General features: G+C 57.1%; 17 protein-coding genes. 2 read left to right on the top strand and 15 right to left on the bottom strand.

The features are described 5' to 3' along the window. Positions 1-46 precede the first annotated feature (46 nt). From KFK14_RS10815 to KFK14_RS10765, 11 genes are all read right to left on the bottom strand, one after another. A complete protein-coding gene (locus tag KFK14_RS10815) occupies positions 47-838 on the bottom strand; it encodes an enoyl-CoA hydratase/isomerase family protein (protein WP_212610791.1) in 792 nt (263 codons plus the stop codon). Continuing rightward, entirely contained in the window at positions 839-2,026 is a 1,188-nt protein-coding gene (locus KFK14_RS10810; protein WP_212610790.1) for a CaiB/BaiF CoA transferase family protein, read from the bottom strand. A 23-nt stretch (positions 2,027-2,049) separates the two neighbouring features. Beyond that, positions 2,050-3,117: an LLM class flavin-dependent oxidoreductase gene (locus KFK14_RS10805; RefSeq protein ID WP_212610789.1), complete on the bottom strand. Its 1,068-nt coding sequence runs from the start codon at positions 3,115-3,117 to the stop codon at positions 2,050-2,052. Between the two features lie 288 nt (positions 3,118-3,405). Beyond that, positions 3,406-4,227 carry an SDR family NAD(P)-dependent oxidoreductase gene (locus KFK14_RS10800; RefSeq protein ID WP_212610788.1) on the bottom strand — a complete coding sequence of 274 codons (822 nt, stop codon included), beginning with the start codon at positions 4,225-4,227 and terminating at the stop codon, positions 3,406-3,408. Positions 4,228-4,338: 111 nt separating this feature from the next. Continuing rightward, positions 4,339-5,232 carry a LysR family transcriptional regulator gene (locus tag KFK14_RS10795; protein ID WP_212610787.1) on the bottom strand — a complete coding sequence of 298 codons (894 nt, stop codon included), beginning with the start codon at positions 5,230-5,232 and terminating at the stop codon, positions 4,339-4,341. 324 nt (positions 5,233-5,556) lie between these two features. Beyond that, positions 5,557-7,818 carry a TonB-dependent receptor gene (locus tag KFK14_RS10790; protein ID WP_212610786.1) on the bottom strand — a complete coding sequence of 754 codons (2,262 nt, stop codon included), beginning with the start codon at positions 7,816-7,818 and terminating at the stop codon, positions 5,557-5,559. A 496-nt stretch (positions 7,819-8,314) separates the two neighbouring features. Beyond that, positions 8,315-8,842, bottom strand: coding sequence for a cupin domain-containing protein (locus KFK14_RS10785; RefSeq protein WP_212610785.1), 528 nt, complete (start codon positions 8,840-8,842; stop codon positions 8,315-8,317). A gap of 124 nt (positions 8,843-8,966) precedes the next feature. Then, on the bottom strand, positions 8,967-9,902 hold the full coding sequence (locus KFK14_RS10780; protein ID WP_070154468.1) for a LysR family transcriptional regulator: 936 nt from the start codon (positions 9,900-9,902) through the stop codon (positions 8,967-8,969). A 203-nt stretch (positions 9,903-10,105) separates the two neighbouring features. Then, on the bottom strand, positions 10,106-11,029 hold the full coding sequence (locus KFK14_RS10775) for a hydroxymethylglutaryl-CoA lyase (protein WP_212610784.1): 924 nt from the start codon (positions 11,027-11,029) through the stop codon (positions 10,106-10,108). Next, complete coding sequence (locus KFK14_RS10770; protein WP_212610783.1) at positions 11,026-12,252, bottom strand: CaiB/BaiF CoA transferase family protein; 1,227 nt, start codon at positions 12,250-12,252, stop codon at positions 11,026-11,028. Before KFK14_RS10770 ends, KFK14_RS10775 begins: the two co-directional genes overlap by 4 nt. 199 nt (positions 12,253-12,451) lie before the next feature. Further along, on the bottom strand, positions 12,452-13,510 hold the full coding sequence (locus tag KFK14_RS10765; protein WP_212610782.1) for an aromatic ring-hydroxylating oxygenase subunit alpha: 1,059 nt from the start codon (positions 13,508-13,510) through the stop codon (positions 12,452-12,454). Positions 13,511-13,578: 68 nt separating this feature from the next. On the opposite strand from KFK14_RS10765, the gene KFK14_RS10760 reads away from it, so the two are divergent. Then, complete coding sequence (locus tag KFK14_RS10760; RefSeq protein ID WP_212610781.1) at positions 13,579-13,953, top strand: hypothetical protein; 375 nt, start codon at positions 13,579-13,581, stop codon at positions 13,951-13,953. A gap of 70 nt (positions 13,954-14,023) precedes the next feature. Here the strand turns inward: KFK14_RS10760 and KFK14_RS10755 are convergent, their stop codons facing one another. The 3 genes from KFK14_RS10755 to KFK14_RS10745 all read right to left on the bottom strand — a co-directional run bounded on the left by KFK14_RS10755 (position 14,024) and on the right by KFK14_RS10745 (position 16,020). Then, the gene (locus tag KFK14_RS10755) at positions 14,024-14,647 is read right to left on the bottom strand and encodes a VOC family protein (protein ID WP_212610780.1); all 624 of its coding nucleotides are present in this window, start codon (positions 14,645-14,647) and stop codon (positions 14,024-14,026) included. Between the two features lie 272 nt (positions 14,648-14,919). Beyond that, on the bottom strand, positions 14,920-15,525 hold the full coding sequence (locus tag KFK14_RS10750) for a YceI family protein (protein WP_070158134.1): 606 nt from the start codon (positions 15,523-15,525) through the stop codon (positions 14,920-14,922). Positions 15,526-15,645: 120 nt separating this feature from the next. Then, positions 15,646-16,020 (bottom strand): glutathione S-transferase N-terminal domain-containing protein, encoded by a 375-nt coding sequence (locus tag KFK14_RS10745; protein ID WP_070158135.1) that lies wholly within the window; start codon positions 16,018-16,020, stop codon positions 15,646-15,648. Positions 16,021-16,384: 364 nt separating this feature from the next. Between KFK14_RS10745 and KFK14_RS10740 the strand changes: the two genes are divergently transcribed. Next, positions 16,385-17,203 (top strand): thioesterase family protein, encoded by an 819-nt coding sequence (locus tag KFK14_RS10740; RefSeq protein WP_212610779.1) that lies wholly within the window; start codon positions 16,385-16,387, stop codon positions 17,201-17,203. Between the two features lie 51 nt (positions 17,204-17,254). Here the strand turns inward: KFK14_RS10740 and KFK14_RS10735 are convergent, their stop codons facing one another. After that, a complete protein-coding gene (locus KFK14_RS10735; protein ID WP_212610778.1) occupies positions 17,255-18,442 on the bottom strand; it encodes an acetyl-CoA C-acyltransferase in 1,188 nt (395 codons plus the stop codon). Between the last annotated feature and the right edge of the window lie 91 nt (positions 18,443-18,533).

The raw sequence follows: 18,533 nt of genomic DNA, 5'->3' as shown, positions 1-18,533 counted from the left end.
GATCTTTGGTCAACTTTTCTAACGGAAAGCCACTTAGCGCCGTGCTTTACGACGATCCAGGCAACACCCACGCAGGCGGCCTTTTCTCCTGTCGCGCCTTGCGGCCTTCGGCAGCGCCTTCGCTTCGGACCGATTTTACCGCCCATTCCATGGCAGCATCCAGCGCTTGCGGAAGTGTCGCTGTATCAACCGCCTGCACCAGTTTTTTCAGGTGAGCGCAGGCTTCAGGACCTGCAAGGAGCAATCCGTCAATTAATGCGCCAACCGTGGAGTCAAACTCCTCTGGCGCGACGGCTCTGGAAACCAGACCGATCCGCTCCGCTTCCTGTCCGTCAAATCTCGAACCGGTCAACAACGCATATAGGGCCTTCTTCGGCCCAACATTACGCAACAGCATCGCTGCCGAGAGGGTTGGCGCTATACCAAAGCGCACTTCGGGGAAACTAAATGCCGCATCGGTTGCGGCAATCACCACATCAGATCCTGCCGCAATCGCCACGCCCAGGCCAATGGCATGCCCCTGAATAATGCTGACCAGAGGCTTGGGAAACGCTTCTATCGCCAGCATCAGCCGGCAGAGTATCGCATAGTCAGCGCGGACGGCATCATCATCGAGCACGTCCGCGCCCTGAAAGTCACTCAAATCGCGGCCGCTGCAGAAATTCCCATCGGCACCCCGGATGATTATCATCCGGCAGTCACTATCCAGCGCGAGATCCACGAAATGCTTTTCGAGCGACTCGATCATTGAGAGATTCATCGCATTGCGGCGATGCGGATTATCAATGATCAGGTGACAGTCGCCGCGAACGCCCCGTTCGATGGATATGCGTCCCACTCAGGCCTGCTCCCGCAGACCCGTCAGCCGTTCAATCTGCTCGTCGCTCAACTGCATATGCGCTCTCAAAATCTCGTCATTGTCGGCCCCAAGATGCGGCACAAGACGCTGCGAGAATAGCGTTTCCTTATTCAGCGTGAAAGGCGCGCCGATGAAGGACTTTGGCTCCTGGCCGCTTTCCGCGAGCGAAAGGAGAATATCATTCTCCTTGAGCTGGTCATGCGTAAGAACCTGATCAAGCGTATTGAGCGGGGAGATTGCGACACGGTTCTCTTCGAACTTTTCTACCCAATAAGCGGCATCGTTCGTCTCGAAAATCGCACTGACCAGAGCGATCAGTTCCGCTCTATTCTGCAACCGGTCATCATTGGTCGCGAAGCGCGGATCGACCCCCAGTTCCGGTCTGCCCAGAGCCGTGCTGAAACGCCGCCATGCAAGGTCATTCGTTGCCCCGGACAATATATAGCCGTCACGGCATTTGAACGCCTGATAGGGGACGAGATGCATCACCCCGGACCCTTGACGCTGCGGCAAACGCCCGGTCTGCAGCCAGTTCACGGCCTGATATCCAAGGATAGAAATGGCAGTGCGCAGGAGCGACACTTCCACATGGCACCCGCCATTGACGCCGCGGCTGTGCAAAGCCGTGAGAATGCCGCCATAGGCGATCAAGCCCGTCGACATGTCAATGAAGGAAACGCCGCACCTTACCGGCTCACCGTCTTCCGTACCGGTTCCCAGCATGACACTGGAAAAAGCCTGCATCATCAGATCATAGCCCGGCTTGTCCCGCATCGGACCGCGCGAGCCATACCCCGTAATAGAACAGAGGATGACGTCCGGCTTGATCTCTTTCAACGCTTCGAACGTGATGCCGAGGCGCTTGGATGATTCCGGGAGGAAGCTCTCGATAACAACATCGGATTCCCGGACAAGCTGCGCCAGCGCTTCCTTGGCCCCGGGAGCCTTGAAGTTCATGACAACGCTGCGCTTGCCGCGGTTCACGCTGCTGAAGTTGCAACTGAGGCCATCGGCTGTCCGATCGCCCCAGCCCCGGTTTTCATCGCCTTCAGGACTTTCGACCTTCAGAACGTCGGCGCCCATATCGGCAAGCAACTGGCCACAATATGGCCCGGCGAGAACCCTGCTCAGGTCCAGGACCTTTACGCCCTGCAATGGATACTGCATGTCTTTTAAGAACCTTCAGAGAGTTAAGCGGCTTCCTGCTCGAACTTCTTGAGTTCTTTCTGCACCGCCGGAACGACGTCCGTGATGAAGCGCTCCATGGATTTCGTGACGCTCTTATGCTCCATGTCGCCGACCTGCATGAGCAGTGCGACATGATGAGGCTGCAGACCACGCAGCAACGCCACCATCTTCTCGACGACCGTATCCACATCGCCGACCGGCAGATTGTGGCGGATGCGATCCATGTCCGGCTCGCCTTCAAACGGCACTTCGCCGATGATGTAATCTTCGCTCACATTCTCGCGACGGTTCTTGAAGCTCAACGCAAGCCGCTGTTGGTAGCGGGCGCAATCAAGGAAGTGATCCGCCTCCGCCTTGCTGTCGGTGACGAATACCATGCGGCTGCAGGCAACCTTGGCGTCAGCGGGATTGCGGCCTTCCGCAGCAACCAGCTTCTCATATTCCTTGCGTATGCCGATCAGTCGCGTCAGGCCACCAAGCGCGCCAGACATGAATACCGGATAGTCGTTACGGGCGCAGCGCCTCAGATGCGCCACCTCACCACCGGCATACCAGATTGGCGGCGTGGGCTTCTGCAGCGGCTTGCAGCTAATCGTGGAACGCGGAAGGTTGAAGTGCTTACCGTTATAATCGAAAGTCTTTTCAGACAGACCCATCTCGATCAGGTCAAACATCTCAGTGGTGATATCGGCAGAATCTTCCAGAGTGACGCCGAAACGCTCAAACTCATAACCCTGGTAACCCTTGCCGACACCCAGTTCGAGGCGACCTTCGGTGAGAATATCGGCCAGCCCGATTTCCGCCAACAACCTTGAGGGGTGATAGAGAGGCGCAATGACAACGCCGCTGCCAAGCTTGATGCGCTTCGTCTTTGCGGCTGTATGCGCCACCATCATCAGAGGAGAAGGGCACAGGCCGTAGTTGGAGAAGTGATGCTCGGCGAACCAAACATTGTCAAAGCCAAGCTCATCAGCGAGGACGACCTGTTCCACAGACTCCTTGAAGATTTGTTCGCGCGGCTTCACGGCGTCGCGCTGCTGCATCAAATTCAAAGTACCGAATGTGGTCATGTTTCGCCCTCTCGAATTTCCATGCCCCGCCGCGTTCGCGATGGTTGATCACCATCTGCTTGGAGCTGTTTGTTGCGATACGGGTGATTGTATCGGAGCGAGCATTATTGAGAACCATCGCAAATTGGCGAACACCGTCGCGATTCAAGCAACAATCCAATGCTTTTTTGGCTAGGCAAAAACAGCGTTCGCCCAGCAGTTCTTGGATTTATACCCGCCAAAGGCTCAGCGGAGACAGCCTCGCCTTTCAACAATATGCATCAATAGGGGTGACCAACCCGGAACATCTCAGTGCGCCGTATATCCGCCCTTTGTGGACCAGCCGCCATCTACGGCAAGGTTTGCACCGGTGATGAAGGACGCCTCGTCTGAAGCCAGGAACAGTCCCGCATAGGCGATATCCAGCGGTCGTCCGGTGCGCGACATCATTGGCCAGCCGTTGAAGTTTTTTGCAAACTCCTCGCTTTGCGCCAGCATCGCTTCCGTTGGCGGCGCGACAATCGGGCCAGGCGATATCGAATTGGCGCGGATCCAATGCGGAGCGCCTTCAAGCGCAAGCTGGCGCGTAAAGCCGATGACCCCGCTTTTGCCAGTGGCATGTGCGGCCGCCCCAATAAACTCCGTCGCGCGCATGCCAGAAACTGACGCAATGTTGATAATCGCCCCTCCGCCACGCGCCACAAGATGCCGCCAGATCGCCCTGGACGGAATAAACACAATATCCAGTTCGAGCCGCATCGTTTCGCGCCATTGATGCAGAGTCATTTCACCGAAGGGCGCAAAATGGGTGTTCGCCGCGTTATTGTAGAGAATGTCCAGGCCGCCATGCGCCTTTGCCGCATCATCGATCCATGGCCCCACGGAAGCTTCATCGGCAGCGTCGACGGCGCTCATGTAAATCTGCAACCCCCTCTCGCGCGCAATCCGCGTGGTCGCCTCCACGCCTGCCTGGTTCAAATCGCTTGCCACGACGATTGCGCCCGCTTGCGCAAAGAGAATAGCCGCGGCCTGCCCCTGCCCCCCGCCCGCCCCAGTCACGACGGCGATCTTGCCGGCAAGCCTTCCGGCTACCGGACCATTACTCGTACGATCACGGGATGATCCGGTCATTATAATACTCCTTGATTTCTCATTGGCAGACAGATGCACGCGCCGCCGCGGCGCTCAGCAATCAGGATATTTCCGGAAGGGCCGCAAAGGAGCCAGCCGGACAATGCCATGCTAAAAAAGCGAGACCAGAAAATCGATGAAGGCGCGCGCCTTTGGCGAGAGCTTTTTCGTCGGCGGCCATACGACATGGAGTGCCGTGTCATTGTCGTTCGACGGATTGATGATGTAATCGGTCAGCACGGGGCGCAACCGTCCGTCCCGCACGGGGCCGCGGAGCATCCATTCCTGCGCCACAAACAACCCTACGCCATTTATGCAACTGGTAAGCAGGATCGATCCATTTTCGGATTCCAGATTACCGGCGACATGCACTTCCAGCTTCTCGTCGCCCTTCTCAAAGCGCCACAGATTTCCGTAATTCACTGCGCGGTACAAAAGACAATTATGCTGTTGAAGATCCGAGGGATGCTTCGGCTCGCCATAGCGTTCAAAATAGGCGGGACTTCCGCAAAGTATCCGCTTGTTAGCGCTAAGGCGCCGCGCAATGAGGCCGGAGTCGTTGAGATGCCCCAGCCAGACGGCAACATCGAGGCCATTGGCGACGAGATCGACCTGCTCATCCGCAAGGACGAGATTGAGCTTGATATCCGGATATTGCTCCAAAAACCGGGGCAGTTCCGGCGCAATGATGGACAGAGCCGCAGAGGCGCGGATCTGGGCGCGCAAGACGCCCTTCAGCTCGCTCTGGTAGGCCGACACATCGCGCTGGAGATTGTCCAGGCTGGATAGAACTTTTATCGCGCCCTCATAGAAGGCGGCACCGCCGTCCGTCAGCCCTTGCTGTCGCGTCGTTCTGTGCAGAAGGCTGATCCCCAGCCGATCTTCAAGGGCGCTCACCTGGCGGGCGATTGAACTGGTGGATCTTCCAGTCTGCCTTGCCGTTTTTGAAAAACTGCCATTTTCCACAACGGCGACAAAGGTCCGCAGCTCGGCAAGTTCATTCATGTTACGCCCCCCCTACTCAACAGGCCATTGCGAAAACTGACCGGCATCCCCGAATTGTCCATGCTCTGGATCTATGCGGAAATTCTGTTTTCTTGATCGAGACCCGCGGCATTCTTGACGCCGTAAAAAACCGGGAATCATCATGGAACGAGGCCGCCCCGGAAGAACGGGGGCAAGCAAGCCCCTGGCCGCGGAATCTCACATCCAGCCGTTTCACACAGTTGCAGGTCTTGCAGGGAAATAAAGACGTAACCGCTATTCCTTCGCCGATTTAACCACTGCCGCCCGCCATGTCAGACCGGCGGCAGTGGTCATTTTCAAGAGTTAGAAGTGCTTCGTTACAGAAAGCCCATATGTCGCCGGAGCCGCCGGCATGCCGAGGATCGGCGCACCGGAGAAGGGCGCGGCAACCACCTGGGAAACATAATACAGCTTGTTGGTGACGTTGCGGCCATAGGCGCTGATCGTCCAATCGCCCTTGCGGACAACATCCAGATACAGGTTCAGCTCCCAGCGTGAGGGCTGCGACACGAAGTCAAAATTGAACTGGGAAAATTGCAGCTTGCTCGTCCAGCTCAGCTCCGCGCGAGGCGTAATGTCGGCGAAGTCCGGATGGAAGGTATAACCGATCTCGCTGACGACCTTATATTTAGGCGCGGATGTCAACTGGTTGCCGGCCAGATTGGTCAACTGTCCCGTGAACAGGTTCGTATCGAAAAGCTCGCGATATTCGCTTTTCAGCCAAGCAAGGTTGAACGACATCCGCAGATCATCGACGGGAACCGCCGTGATTTCCGCTTCCGCACCATAGAGCCGGGCCTTCGCCGCGTTGAGCGTTACAGGGCCGGGCGTTGGCGGCTGCAGGTTGAGGATGGTGATCTGCAGGTTGCTATAGTCATAATAGAAGCCGGACAGATTGACGCGAACGCTCCGGTCGAAAAGATCGGCCTTGATGCCCGCCTCATAATTGGTGAGCTTCTCAGGGTTATAGGCCGGGCTCAACTGAGTGAAGTCGAAACCGCCGCTCTTGAAACCGCGTGAATAGGTCGCATAGGCCATGACGCCGTCAGCCACCTGATAATGAACAGTAGCCTTCGGATCGAAGGACGACCAGGACGCGCTGCTCGGACCAGTCGCGCTGCAGCTCGTGGTTCCGGGGATGAAACCGGTAATCGGCGGAGCAACGCACCCAACGACCAAAGGCGTTGTGGGCTGATAGATATTGACGAAATCGAGCTGATTATAGCGATCGATGGCCCGCTTTTCATAGCTGTACCGCGCGCCGATATCGATGCCCAAAGCGTCAGTAACGTGAAGAGTAGCCTGGGCGAAAGCGGCATAGGCATTCGTCTTTTGCGTGCCGCCCTGGCCAAAGCCCTGATAGATGGGCTGCAGATTTCCGCCGAACAGAAGACCGGACGCGCCGAGATTCAGCCGGAAGCTATTCTTCTCATGGAAATAGAAGCCGCCGACGACCAGATCGACCGGCCCGCGCTTCAGCGACAAACGCAATTCCTGCGAAAACTGGTCCGCCTTGTTGGCGACATCAAGCGTGGTGGTCGAAGGATCGGCGTCATCACCGGTGCTGGTGCCTGCCTGGTTGACGTGGCGATAGCCGGTAACCGAAGTGAGATCGACATGGTCCGCAATTTCAAGCGTGGCGTTTGCCGACAGACCATAATTTTCCATGTAGAAGCGCTGATCAATACCGGCGCGATCACGCCGGCTCGCCGGATGCGCAAAGCCATTCACAGTGGCCACATCAGGGAAGAACGGATTATTGCGAACAAAGGCGTAGCCGCCTGCATTGTCCTTCTCCCAGCGATAGTCGCCGGTCAGGGTCAGATGGAACGTCTCTGACGGCTCGAAACGCAGCTTAGCGCGCGCCGCGCGGCTCCGCTCGCTGTCAACATCGTTGCCCGTGGTGATATTCTTTCCGAAGCCGTCACGATCATTGGTCTGGAAAGCGAAACGCGCAGAAACCGTGTCGGACAAAGGACCGCTGATCGCGCCTTCCGTGCGGATCAGGTTATAATTGCCAGCGGTGATCGCAGCATAACCATCCAAGGTATCCGTCGGGTCATTGGAGATGATGTTAACAGCGCCAGCCGTTGCGTTGCGGCCGTAAAGCGTACCCTGCGGCCCGCGAAGCACCTCGATGCGATTGATGTCAAAGAGCGACGTCAGCGCAGCCTGCGGGCGAGCGTTAACAACATCATCGGTGTAGACGGCGACGCGGCCGTCGGCGCCTGCGTCAACGCCCTCAAGACCGATACCGCGAATGAATATCCGCGCGTCTCCCCCAAGACGCGAGAAGTTCACATTCGGGATTGAGCGCGTCAACGCATCGAGATCGGCAATGCCGCGATCCTTCAGCATGTCGCCCCCGACAGCCGTGATCGCCAGAGGCGTCTGCTGAACGCTCGAAGTCTGCCGCTGTGCGGTTACGACGATGTCCTCGATCTTTGAGCCTTGGTCCGCTGCAGCATCCTGTGGAGCCGAACCTGTTTGCTGCGCATTGACTGCGGTCGCGCCAAGCATCGACACAGTCAAAATTGCAGATGAAGTCAGGAATTTGCGAAGCATTATTACCCCCTCCCAGAGTATCAGGCAAAGATATGCGCCCACATCCCCTGTTTCCGGAGAGTGGTGCGGTTGAAACTCGAAGCGGCATTTTCCCAAAGAAGGGGAGGCAACTCCATTCCCGGTTGGGCAAGTGAGCCTTTCCGAGATTGCGGAATTCATCACTTTTTGGGGGAAAGGAATAAGCGGGCACGACAGCCAGCGCTGAGCCATATCGAAAAATTATCTTTTAAATTCAAATATTTAAAAGACATACCTCGGACTAGCGAAGCTATTAATGCAATTTGCCGAGCGCCGCTGATTTCACACATTTTATCAAAAATCGCGATCATGCTTTGCGTTAGATGATTAGCTGATCAGCAAGTCAGTCCCTTTAACGCGGGTCTCAGCAACTGGGCCGCTCAGCTTAGAACAGAAAAAGGGCCAAGCCATTCTGTGGCTCGACCCTTCCTTCTAACGGTATGACGCCGCCTAGTGACGCCGCACATTGTTTGACGAATTAATGACCTTCAACAAGCGCATGCTTGGCACCAACGCTGACCGCAAATATGTGGCACGGTTCGTCAAAGGGATTGCTCCATGCATGGATGGTGCCGCCCTGAATAAATGTATCGCCCGCATGAAGCGTCATGGTCTCGCCATCGTCAAGCTCACATACCACGCTGCCGCTCACAATATATCCAGCATCAACGGTTGCGGACCGATGCATCCCAGGCTTGTCGGTCATTTCAGAGAGCGCGCTGGGCTTTCCATCATCCTCCCCAGGCTGCAGCTCCTCATGATTAGCCTCCGTATTGGCGTCCAGCACCAAATGCGTGCAGCGAAAACCGCCGACCGGAGGAAAGAACCACGGATATTCGCGCAACTCGCCATCATCAGGAAGTTGGATATCCGCAGCAGCCCACATGTCGCATATTGTGAAGCCTTTTACTCCCGGAATGGTTTCCATGGGAAGCTCGACATCGCTCGCAACGATCGCGCGGTTATTCTTATGTGCAGTAACCACACGTCTGCGTGTGACAAGCATGATCCATCTCCTAATTCTACGTCGATGCCGCCATGCGCGGCCGCGCGGACTTATTCCCTTGTCGTGGCCCGGCGAGTCTATTTCGCGTTTGGCAAAGGTGCGTTCGCGATTTGACGAAATGCGGTCACGCGCGCGCCATCAGGCGAGGAGCCTCACCTGTCAGATGCTGTACGAGCAATCGCGTCGCCGCGAGAAGTTGCGCCGGGTCGCGCACGCACAGCATCAAGGGGCGATGCGCCCAGGTTTCTTTCAACGGCCGGACATTGATGCCCAATTCCTCGACAAAGGGATGCGCAGCGACCGCAGGCAATATTGCTACGCCGAGGCCCACGGACACCATCTTGCGCACACTCTCAAAGCTGGTCGCATGCGCGCGCTCTTTGAGCGTCTTACCAAGAACCATCGCCTGATGCCGGTACAAACTCAGCAGCGCGCTGTCTCGCTGCATACCAACGAAATATTCGCCCAGCATGTCGGAAAGCTGGAGCGAACTGCGCTCCGCAAGCGCGTGGCCCGGCGGCAGGATCGCAACCAGTTCATCGATTTCCCAAGGTATCAGGTGGAGATCGCCGCCATCCACAGTGCCTGACACCAATCCGATATCGGCCGTGCCAGTGCGCACGGAGTGGATCACTTCGATGCTGGTAAATTCATCGAGCTCGACATCAACACCAGGATTGGCGGCGACAAATTCGGCAATTTTTCCCGGCAGCAGACCGGAAGTCGCCGACATGTGCGCATGAACGCGAATATGCCCGCGCGTCCCGCCCCGTATCGCCTCCATGTCCAGCACCATGCGCTGAAGCAGATCGAGGAGATCGCGGATCTGGTTTACCAGTATCTGGCCGGCCGCACTCGGAACGACGCCCCGGTCTCGCCTTTCCAGCAGCGTGACGCCGCAACGCCATTCCAAGTCAGAAATGCGCCGGCTGATTGCGGATATCGCGATATGCTCACGCTCCGCCGCGCGGGCCAGCGTGCCTTCCTCTACCGTCGCGGCAAACAACCTCAGCGAAGTGAGATCAATCTCTTTGATGGACCAGCTATGATTAGCCACCATGACAATTTGACCGCACGATCACCCCCAGAACAAACAAACGCAATGAGGTGCCCGCTCCTCCATGATGCCGAGCAAGCTGACTCAGCAATGATCACCCAATAGCAAAAAAGACCATCCTTTTGTTGATCATTTGAACAGTAAGTGTCAAGTGCGATCACAAACTCGTAAAATCCGGATTTTACAGAGAGCCGTTTTCCAGCCTGTCACGCTGCTCTGGCTCGATCAGCACGCTCGCGCGCTGCGACCGCATCGCGCACCCGTCCACCGATCAAGGCGCCAGGAATCTTCGCAAACGCATCTGCCGCTTCGACAAGGCGGGTGATATCGATTCCGGTTTTGATCCCGGCATTGTTGAACATCCAGGCGACGTCTTCGGTCGCGACATTTCCGGTGGCTCCGGGGGCGAATGGGCAGCCGCCCAGCCCGGCGATCGAGGAGTCGATAACATCGATCCCTGCATTCCATGCCGCCCAGACATTGGCTGCGCCCATTCCATAGGTGTCATGGCCATGGAACGCCCAACGAACCGAAGGCGCACATTCTTTCCGCACCAGTTCAAAGAGAGAGGAAATACGGTCCGGGCTTACGCGCCCCGTGGTATCACACAATGCGATTTCAGCTTCGGGGGCGATCTCCGCAAGCCTGCTGGCGATTGCCAACGTCTCCGACTGATCGAGTTCGCCAAGAAAGGGGCAATCAAATGCGGTGGCGACATTGACGCGCAGCTTGGTGCCCGCCGGCAGAAGATTTACGATATCCCGGCACTCGTCCACGGACTGCGCCGGAGACCGCCGCACATTATTCTGATTATGCGCTTCGGACACGGACAGAACAAAGGCGAGATGATTTGCGCCAGCGGCAAGCGCGCGTTCGGCCTGCCGGACGGTCGGAACAAGCACCTGCGCATCCAGATCAGGAAAATCCTTAGCCGCATCGAGTATTTGCGCTGCATCGGCAAGTTGCGGCACCGCCGTCGGGTTGACGAAAGATGTCACTTCCATCCGCCGGATACCGGCTTCGTACAGCTTATCCATCAGGGCGATTTTGGTTTCCGTCGGGATAAACGGCGCTATCGGCTGAAAGCCATCCCGCGTGCCAACCTCAACCAGCGTTACGTCGCGCATCATATCACTCCCTCGGCCCTGAGCTTCGCGACCTCCGTCGGATGCATGCCTAGCATTCCGACAAGAATTTCTTCGGTGTGAGCGCCAAGCGGCGGCCCCGGCCAGCGGATCGAACCCGCGGAACTGCCGACACGCGGCACAATGCCCGCTTGCAAAACGGGGTCGGCAAATTGCGGATCATCAACCGCGCGCACCATATCCCGATAGCGAAATTGGGGATCCGCCGCACAATCCGCCGCAGTATAGGCCTTACACGCGGGAATGTCAGCGGCGACGAGCTTATCCGCCAAATCCTCGGAATTAAAACCGCTGCTCCAGTCGCTGATGACGGCGTCAAGCTGCGCCGCATTCTCAACCCTGGTCTGGTTGGAGACATAGCGCGGATCGCCGATCAGTTCGGGCTTACCCATCAGCATGGCGAGCTTGGCAAATAGTGGTTCCGAATTTGCCGCAATCAGCATCCAGTTGCCGTCTGCGGTCGGATAAGCATTGGATGGCGCAGCCGTTGCGATGCCGCCGCCTGTCGGCTGCTTCACTTTCCCAAGCGCCCCATATTCGGGGAGCATGCCCTCCATCATACTGAAAACAGCCTCCGACAGCGCCACGTCAAGGCTGTGCGGCGAAGCCGCCCCGCTATCGCTGGGCCGGCCAGACCGGTCACGCTCCCAAAGCGCCGCCATAACGCCAAAAGCGGCATAGAGGCCGGCGAGCGAGTCCCCGATGCTGACGCCAACCCGCACAGGCGGAAGATCGCTCTCGCCCGGCCGATGATTGGTCAGATAACGAAGCCCTCCGACAGCTTCGCCCACGACGCCGAACGCCGCGCGGTCGCGATATGGGCCATCCTGCCCAAATCCCGAAATGTGCGCCATCACCAGATCGGGCCGCACGCCACGCAGCACGTCCGGTCCCAGCCCAAGCTTGGCAAGCTGACCCGGCCTGAAATTTTCGACAACAGCATCGCATGACGCAACCAGACCAAGGATAATCTCGCGCGCTTCGGGCTTCTTCAAATTGAGCGTAATGCTGCGCTTGTTCCGCCCATGCATCGACCACCACAGCGATTTGCCGTCGATTTGCGCGCCCCACTGACGCACCGGATCACCATCGAGCGGCTCTATCTTGATTATGTCCGCACCCAGATCGCCCAATAGGCGCGTGCAGAACGGCGCTGCTACGAAATGCCCAATCTCCAAAATCCGCAGTCCGTTTAACAAGGCCGCCATATATTATTCCGTCATTGTTGGAGTGACCGCGAGGTCATCGATCCCCTGCTATTGCCATGGCCCCGCAAGTCCATTTCGCGTTCGGCAAAGGCGGGTTCGCGGTTTGATATGATTGACAGGCATCCAGTGGTTTGCTGCGGCAAGGCCGAACCCATTGGGCTTCGGATTTTGGTCAATTCGACTGACCATTCGAACAATTTTACAGTTGAGCCATAACCTGTTTCGGCTCACCTTTCCTGTTCTGCTCAGCCCGAAGCAGTTTGCCGACTATCCTGCGTGCGCGGATCGCCGCCTGATCGGTTGGAAGAATTACCGGCCGCATGGCAATCAAATCGGTCTCGTCACCCATGTTCGCCTGCACCTCGGCGATCATGGCGCCATCCTCAAACCTAAAGACGTTGGCGATCGCATCGCCAAGCTGCTGACCGAACACGTCATCGTCCAGGCGAAAGTTGCGCGATGCAGACCAGAAATAGTGGCAACTGGTCTCAGTCTCCGGCGTCACAAGCTCCGCTCCCCAAATGCGCAATTCCCTGTCATCGCCTGGATCACGGGAGACGAAATGCAGCTTTAGAAGCATATTGGCGGGCGCGTCCCACCGGACGCCGCTCAGGCCGTCCAGCCTCTCCGGGGCATCTGGCCAGATCAATCCGGTGAAACCAAAGGGCCTGGTATTTCGCTGATTATATATGGTGGTGATCGTGTCGCCATCCTGCAGGATATCATGCTCAACCCTGGTTTCCGGGTCGTCCGGGACCACGAGTATCGGATGCAGAAATTGGGTATGGGAAAGGTCGAGCAGATTGTCGGCGACAAGCTGGTAGCTCCCCTTGACCGGAATCATGCCGCCGACGGTTTTATATCCGCCATCATCGTGTGCCGGAAATTCTGGGATAAGCGCCGGATCGGCTTCATCGGCCTCGCCCATCCATATCCAGACCATGGCGTATCTATCGATCACTGGATAGGATTTGAGGCGCAATCCCGGCGGGATCATCGAACCATGAGGATTGAGCGCACATGCGCCATCTGGAGAGAAACGAAGTCCATGATAGGGACATTCGATATCGTCCCCACGCAACCTGCCTTGATGCATTGGCGCGAAGCGATGAGGGCAGACATTGCTGAGAGCGACCGGATGCCCCTGCTCCGTTCGATATAAAACGACTTTTTCGTTCAGCAATGTGCGCGTGAAAGGATCTCGAACCACTTCATGGCCCCAGGCGGCGCAATACCAGCGGTTTTTTATGTAGCTCACCAAAACCTCTCCTAGTGATTTTGGACCGATCAATAGCCAGCGTATTTTTCCGCTTTGCGATCGACGGTATGTTCGCTCTCACCGGCTGGACGGATGATCTACAGCGCGCCGAGTGCCGACCTTATAAAGGCAAATCCAACACCGGCATCATCCCGAACCCTACCGCCAGCGAAACGGCTTACCCTTTGGAAGTTTTGCCTCGCGCAAACGCCTTACCGATAATGCGCGCGAGGTCAGGCGGCGTCCGTCTGCCTGATATTTCTGCGCCAACCGCCTGCCTGAAAATATATAAGGCATTACCAGCGCGATTTTTTTCCAAGCGCTTAGGTAAATTGCCGCGGCTGATCACCAAGAAGGTCCAACGAAACGCCTTCACGAAATTTCGCGGGCAATCGCCCAGGTTTCCGTTCCTGAAACAGCCCGTACTGGCCGCACCATTTTAACGTCGTGAAAGATGCTTGGCTCGTCCGCATCAGCACACGATCAAAGTGAACTGATGCGGCCGATCGGCTGTCAGGCGGTTACGGTCTCGCGTTCGCTGGTCCAGCTCGACGCATCATCGGCGGTCGCAGGCTCATAGGCGATGTCCGTCTCGTTGAACAGCCGCGTCCAGCCCGCAAACTCCACCTGAATGCCATCGGGATCCAGGAAATAGACCGAGCTGACCCAATTGCTCTCATGCACGTCCTTCAGCGCATTGGGACCCGTGCTTGGCGCCACATCATTATGATGCACGATCTGCGAGCAATTTACGCCCGCCGCCAGCAGCTTTTCCCGATATTCAGGCAGCGCGTCCGCATCCACGTCCAGCGCAATATGGTTCATCGAACCAATCGCGGTCAGCGACAGACCGCCCTGCCCCATCGGATTGGACACCACCGTCACGCCAGGCTGCGCCGGGCCAGCTTCGGGGAACCAGAAGAAAGCAAGCGAGGAACCGCCCATGTCGAAGAAGAAATGCTGGCCATATTTGCCGTTCGGACCCAGCATGCAGGTCTTGATCAGCGGCATGCCCAATATGCCTTCATAAAAGGCCACCGTCCGCTGCATGTCCGAACTCACAAGCGCAATATGGTTGATGCCACGGATATTGAACTTGCTGTTGACCTTGCCCGTCGTCGTCAGTCTGCGGTCCATCTCGCTCTCCATTCACCTCTACAAGCCAGAAAACCCATGCCTGACGCCCAGACAACGCTGCAGACAAAACCACCACGCCACCTTCAACACAAACGCCATCATCACTCTGGTCTAAGGCCGTAAATTACCAGCCGCCCGCCAGACGGCCAATTCGCCTTTCAGCAACTCAGTATTCCATTGCCGGCACAAAGACTGTCACAAGATCCGCCTCTTAGCGCCATGGACGGCGGCGCTCCGCTCAGGCCGGAGCGCCGCCATATAGCCAGGACCGATCAGTCAGCCTTTTCAAAAGCCGCCGTAATTGTAAGCGCCACATTGTCCCCCACCAGCGGCGCATATTTGCTCACGCCGAAATCCGTACGCTTGATCTGGGCCTTTGCATGAAAACCGATGGTGTTCGCCTTCGTCAGCGGATTTACACCCGCACCGCCGAACGTGGCGGCCAGCACAACCGGCTTCGTCACGCCATGCAGCGTCAAATTGCCGCTAATATCCGCCGTAGTCGCGCCAGTCTTGGTCACCCCAGTCGATACGAACCGGATCGTTGGATATTTTGCGGCATCAAACCATTCCGCACCCTTCAGTTCTGCATCTAGGATCGCGTTTGTGGTCGAAAGCGCGCTTACAGGCACGGACACATCCAATTTGGTCGCAGCCAACGACGCTGGATTGATTGCCATCGTGCCCGTCGCATTCGGGAACGTCCCGAAATAGTCATTGAAGCCCAGATGGTCCAAGGTGAACAGAACAAGCGTGTGATGGCTGTCCAGCTTGTAATTGCCCGCCTGAACCTTGCTGACGTCAGGCACCCCCTGGGCGGACAGAGGCGCAGAAGCGCCTGCGGCAAACAACAGGGCGGCAAGATAGATATTTTTCATGCGAAACTCCTGGATAACAGATATTTTCAGGGAAATTTTTGTTGGGTGAGGACGGCTTCTGGATCGCCATATGCGCCGGCTCAGATCCTGCCTGACCGGGCGCCTTGGGGGAGCGGCGAGTTAACCCAGCCTTGCCTTAAGCTCGATATTCTCCCGGTACAGCCGCACCAGATGCTCGAACACGCCTTCCGTATAATCCTGGAGAGTGCCGAACGTCCCCACATCAAGGCCCTGCCGCTTGGCGAAAAGGGCAATAATGTCGTCCGATCCGTTGATATATTCCCCTTCGGACAGCTTCACGGACGGATAGGTGATTTTCTCGAAATGCGGCGCCAGCTCCTCGCTGACAGAGCGCTCATCCGGCGTGTCCGGGTCAAAAGCTTTTATATCAACCTCAGGAAGAAGGCCCGCCTCCAGCAGAAAAAGGCGAACCTTCATACAGAATGGGCAGCCCCGTTTAAGATAGACGATAGGAGTTGGAGCGGATTCTTGCACAAAACTCTCCCAATATACGAAGCGTTGACCAAAACATGACCAAACATCCGCAAGAAAATTTACAACTTATCGGGATTGGTACCTAAATACCCTCTTGAAATGCGCAAGTCGGCACAATTTGAATACCAGGAAACATCTTTGTTACTCGGCGGAAAAGCGCCTTGCCCTTTCCATGGGAGTCAAATCTCTTTGCGGCCTGAACCCGTTTCTCGACAACGAGGCCCGCGCTTGAGCAAATCACCTTTCCAGAAATGACGCGATTTTCCCGTATCAACGGGCGAGTTAAATCGGCAATAGCTGACAACGCGCCAGCCAAAGCGCGTAGCGCGCCGCGATATATGCTAAGGATAGGATAATAAGAGCGATGCCTGAACCGGGGTTCGAAACGGAAACGCCTGCGATCAGCTTGAATGCGTTTTTAGCAGGGATTCAAGAGCATGATGGTTCTTATCAAGCGCAATCGATCCGCCAATGGTCACAGGGCCGCACCCTGTATGGCGGACTGACCACGACCACTTGCGTTGCAGTGGCGATGCGCGCTTTCCCTGATCTGCCTCCCCTGCGATCGGCGCAGATTGCCTTTTCCGGGCCAACCGCCGGATTGCTGGATTTGAAAGCCGTCTCGCTGCGTAGAGGCCGCAATAGTGCAGTCATCCGCGTGGACATGGTGGCTGACGACGTGATCGCAGCCTCCGCGCTTCTCACTTTTGCCGCAGCAAAGCCCTCCCATATCGCGCATTCCACGCTGGCGATGCCAGCCGTGCCTTCCCCGGACCAATGCGAACCATTTTTTGGCGCAAATGCCCGCGCACCCCGTTTCGCGTCCAATTTCGACATGCGATTGGCCGCCGGCCACCGGCCCATCAGCAGTTCGTCGGAAACGCGATGCGCGGCATGGATCAAATATATCGATTATCCAGCCGGGAATGATACTCAGGCGCTTGTTGCGCTCGCTGATGCGTTGCCGCCAGCGGTAATTGCGCAATATACCGGCCCATCGCGCATCAGCTCGATGACTTGGGGCCTGGATGTGCTGGCGACCTCCAGCAACAACGGATGGAAACTCCTGCAATCGACCAGCGAATGGGCGGCCGACGGCTATTCCAGCCAAGCCATGACATTATGGGACAGCGAAGGAACCGCGCTGGCGGTGGGCAGGCAGCTTATCGCATTGTTCGAATGATGCGCACCTCATGATGTCGATTGCTTTGCGCAATCGACATCATGAGGCCAACTAAGGCAAAATCTCGAAAAGGCCGGCGGCCCCCTGCCCACCGCCTATACACATCGTCACGACAGCGAATTTTCCACCCCGCCGGCGTCCCTCGATCAGCGCATGCCCCATCATCCGGGCACCGGACATGCCGTAAGGATGCCCGACGGAAATCGCGCCGCCACTGACATTCAGACGGTCCGCGGGAATGCCCAGCTTATCCTGGCAATACAGAACCTGCGAGGCGAAAGCTTCGTTAAGCTCCCACAGATCGATATCGCCAATCGACATCCCGGTTCTTTCCAGCAGGCGCGGCACTGCAAAGATAGGACCGATGCCCATCTCATCTGCGTCGCAGCCAGCCGTTGCGAAACCCCGGAATACACCTAAGGGCTTGATCCCGCGCCGCGCGGCTTCAGCGCCCGACATCATGACGCACGCGCTGGCGCCATCCGACAATTGCGATGCATTGCCAGCGGTTACCGTAAACCCATCCCCTCGGACCGGTTTCAGACCGCTCAACCCCTCCAGCGTGGTGGACGGGCGGTTCCCCTCATCAGCCTCCAGCAATACATCGGTCAGTGACGTTTCTTTCGTCACCTTGTCCGTCACTTTCTTGGTCGATGGGAGCGGTACAATCTCGGCATCGAAACGCCCCGCCTGCTGTGCTGCAGCGGTCCGGCGCTGGCTTTCCAGAGCATAGGCGTCCTGACGATCGCGCCCTACTCCATAGCGTGATGCGACGTTTTCCGCGGTGTCGATCATTGCGGCATATTGACCCGGAACATGTTCCTCGATCCACGGATCCCGGTTGAAAAAGACATTTGTATGGTCGTTTTGCACAAGGCTGATCGATTCACACCCGCCGGCCACCACCACGGGCACTTTGTCCACGATGATACGATGCGCCGCCGTAGCAATGGCCTGCAGCCCCGAACCGCATTGGCGGCTGACTGTCGCGCCTGATACTGACGAGGGCAGCCCTGCGCGGATCGCCGCATTGCGGGCAAGATTATTGCCCTGAGTTCCTTCCGGCCTGGCACTGCCGATGATCACTTCCTCGATTTCCGCAAGATCAACGCCAGCACGCGCGATCGCGTGGCTGATGGCATGGCCGGCAAGCGTCGGCGCCGGCGTCTGATTGAATGCGCCGGTATAGGCCTTGCCGATAGGCGTGCGGGCAGTCGAGACGATGACAACGTCAGTCATAAGAAATTTTCCCGTAAATGCGGCGATGTTCGCCGGCGGCGAGGTCCTCGGCCTTTTTCAATTATATTGTCAATATAAGAGGATGTTTCTT

Origin of the sequence: Sphingobium phenoxybenzoativorans (genome assembly GCF_018286635.1) — a bacterium.
Taxonomy (GTDB): Bacteria; Pseudomonadota; Alphaproteobacteria; order Sphingomonadales; family Sphingomonadaceae; genus Sphingobium; species Sphingobium phenoxybenzoativorans.
This window is presented reverse-complemented; position numbering and strand designations above follow the sequence as displayed.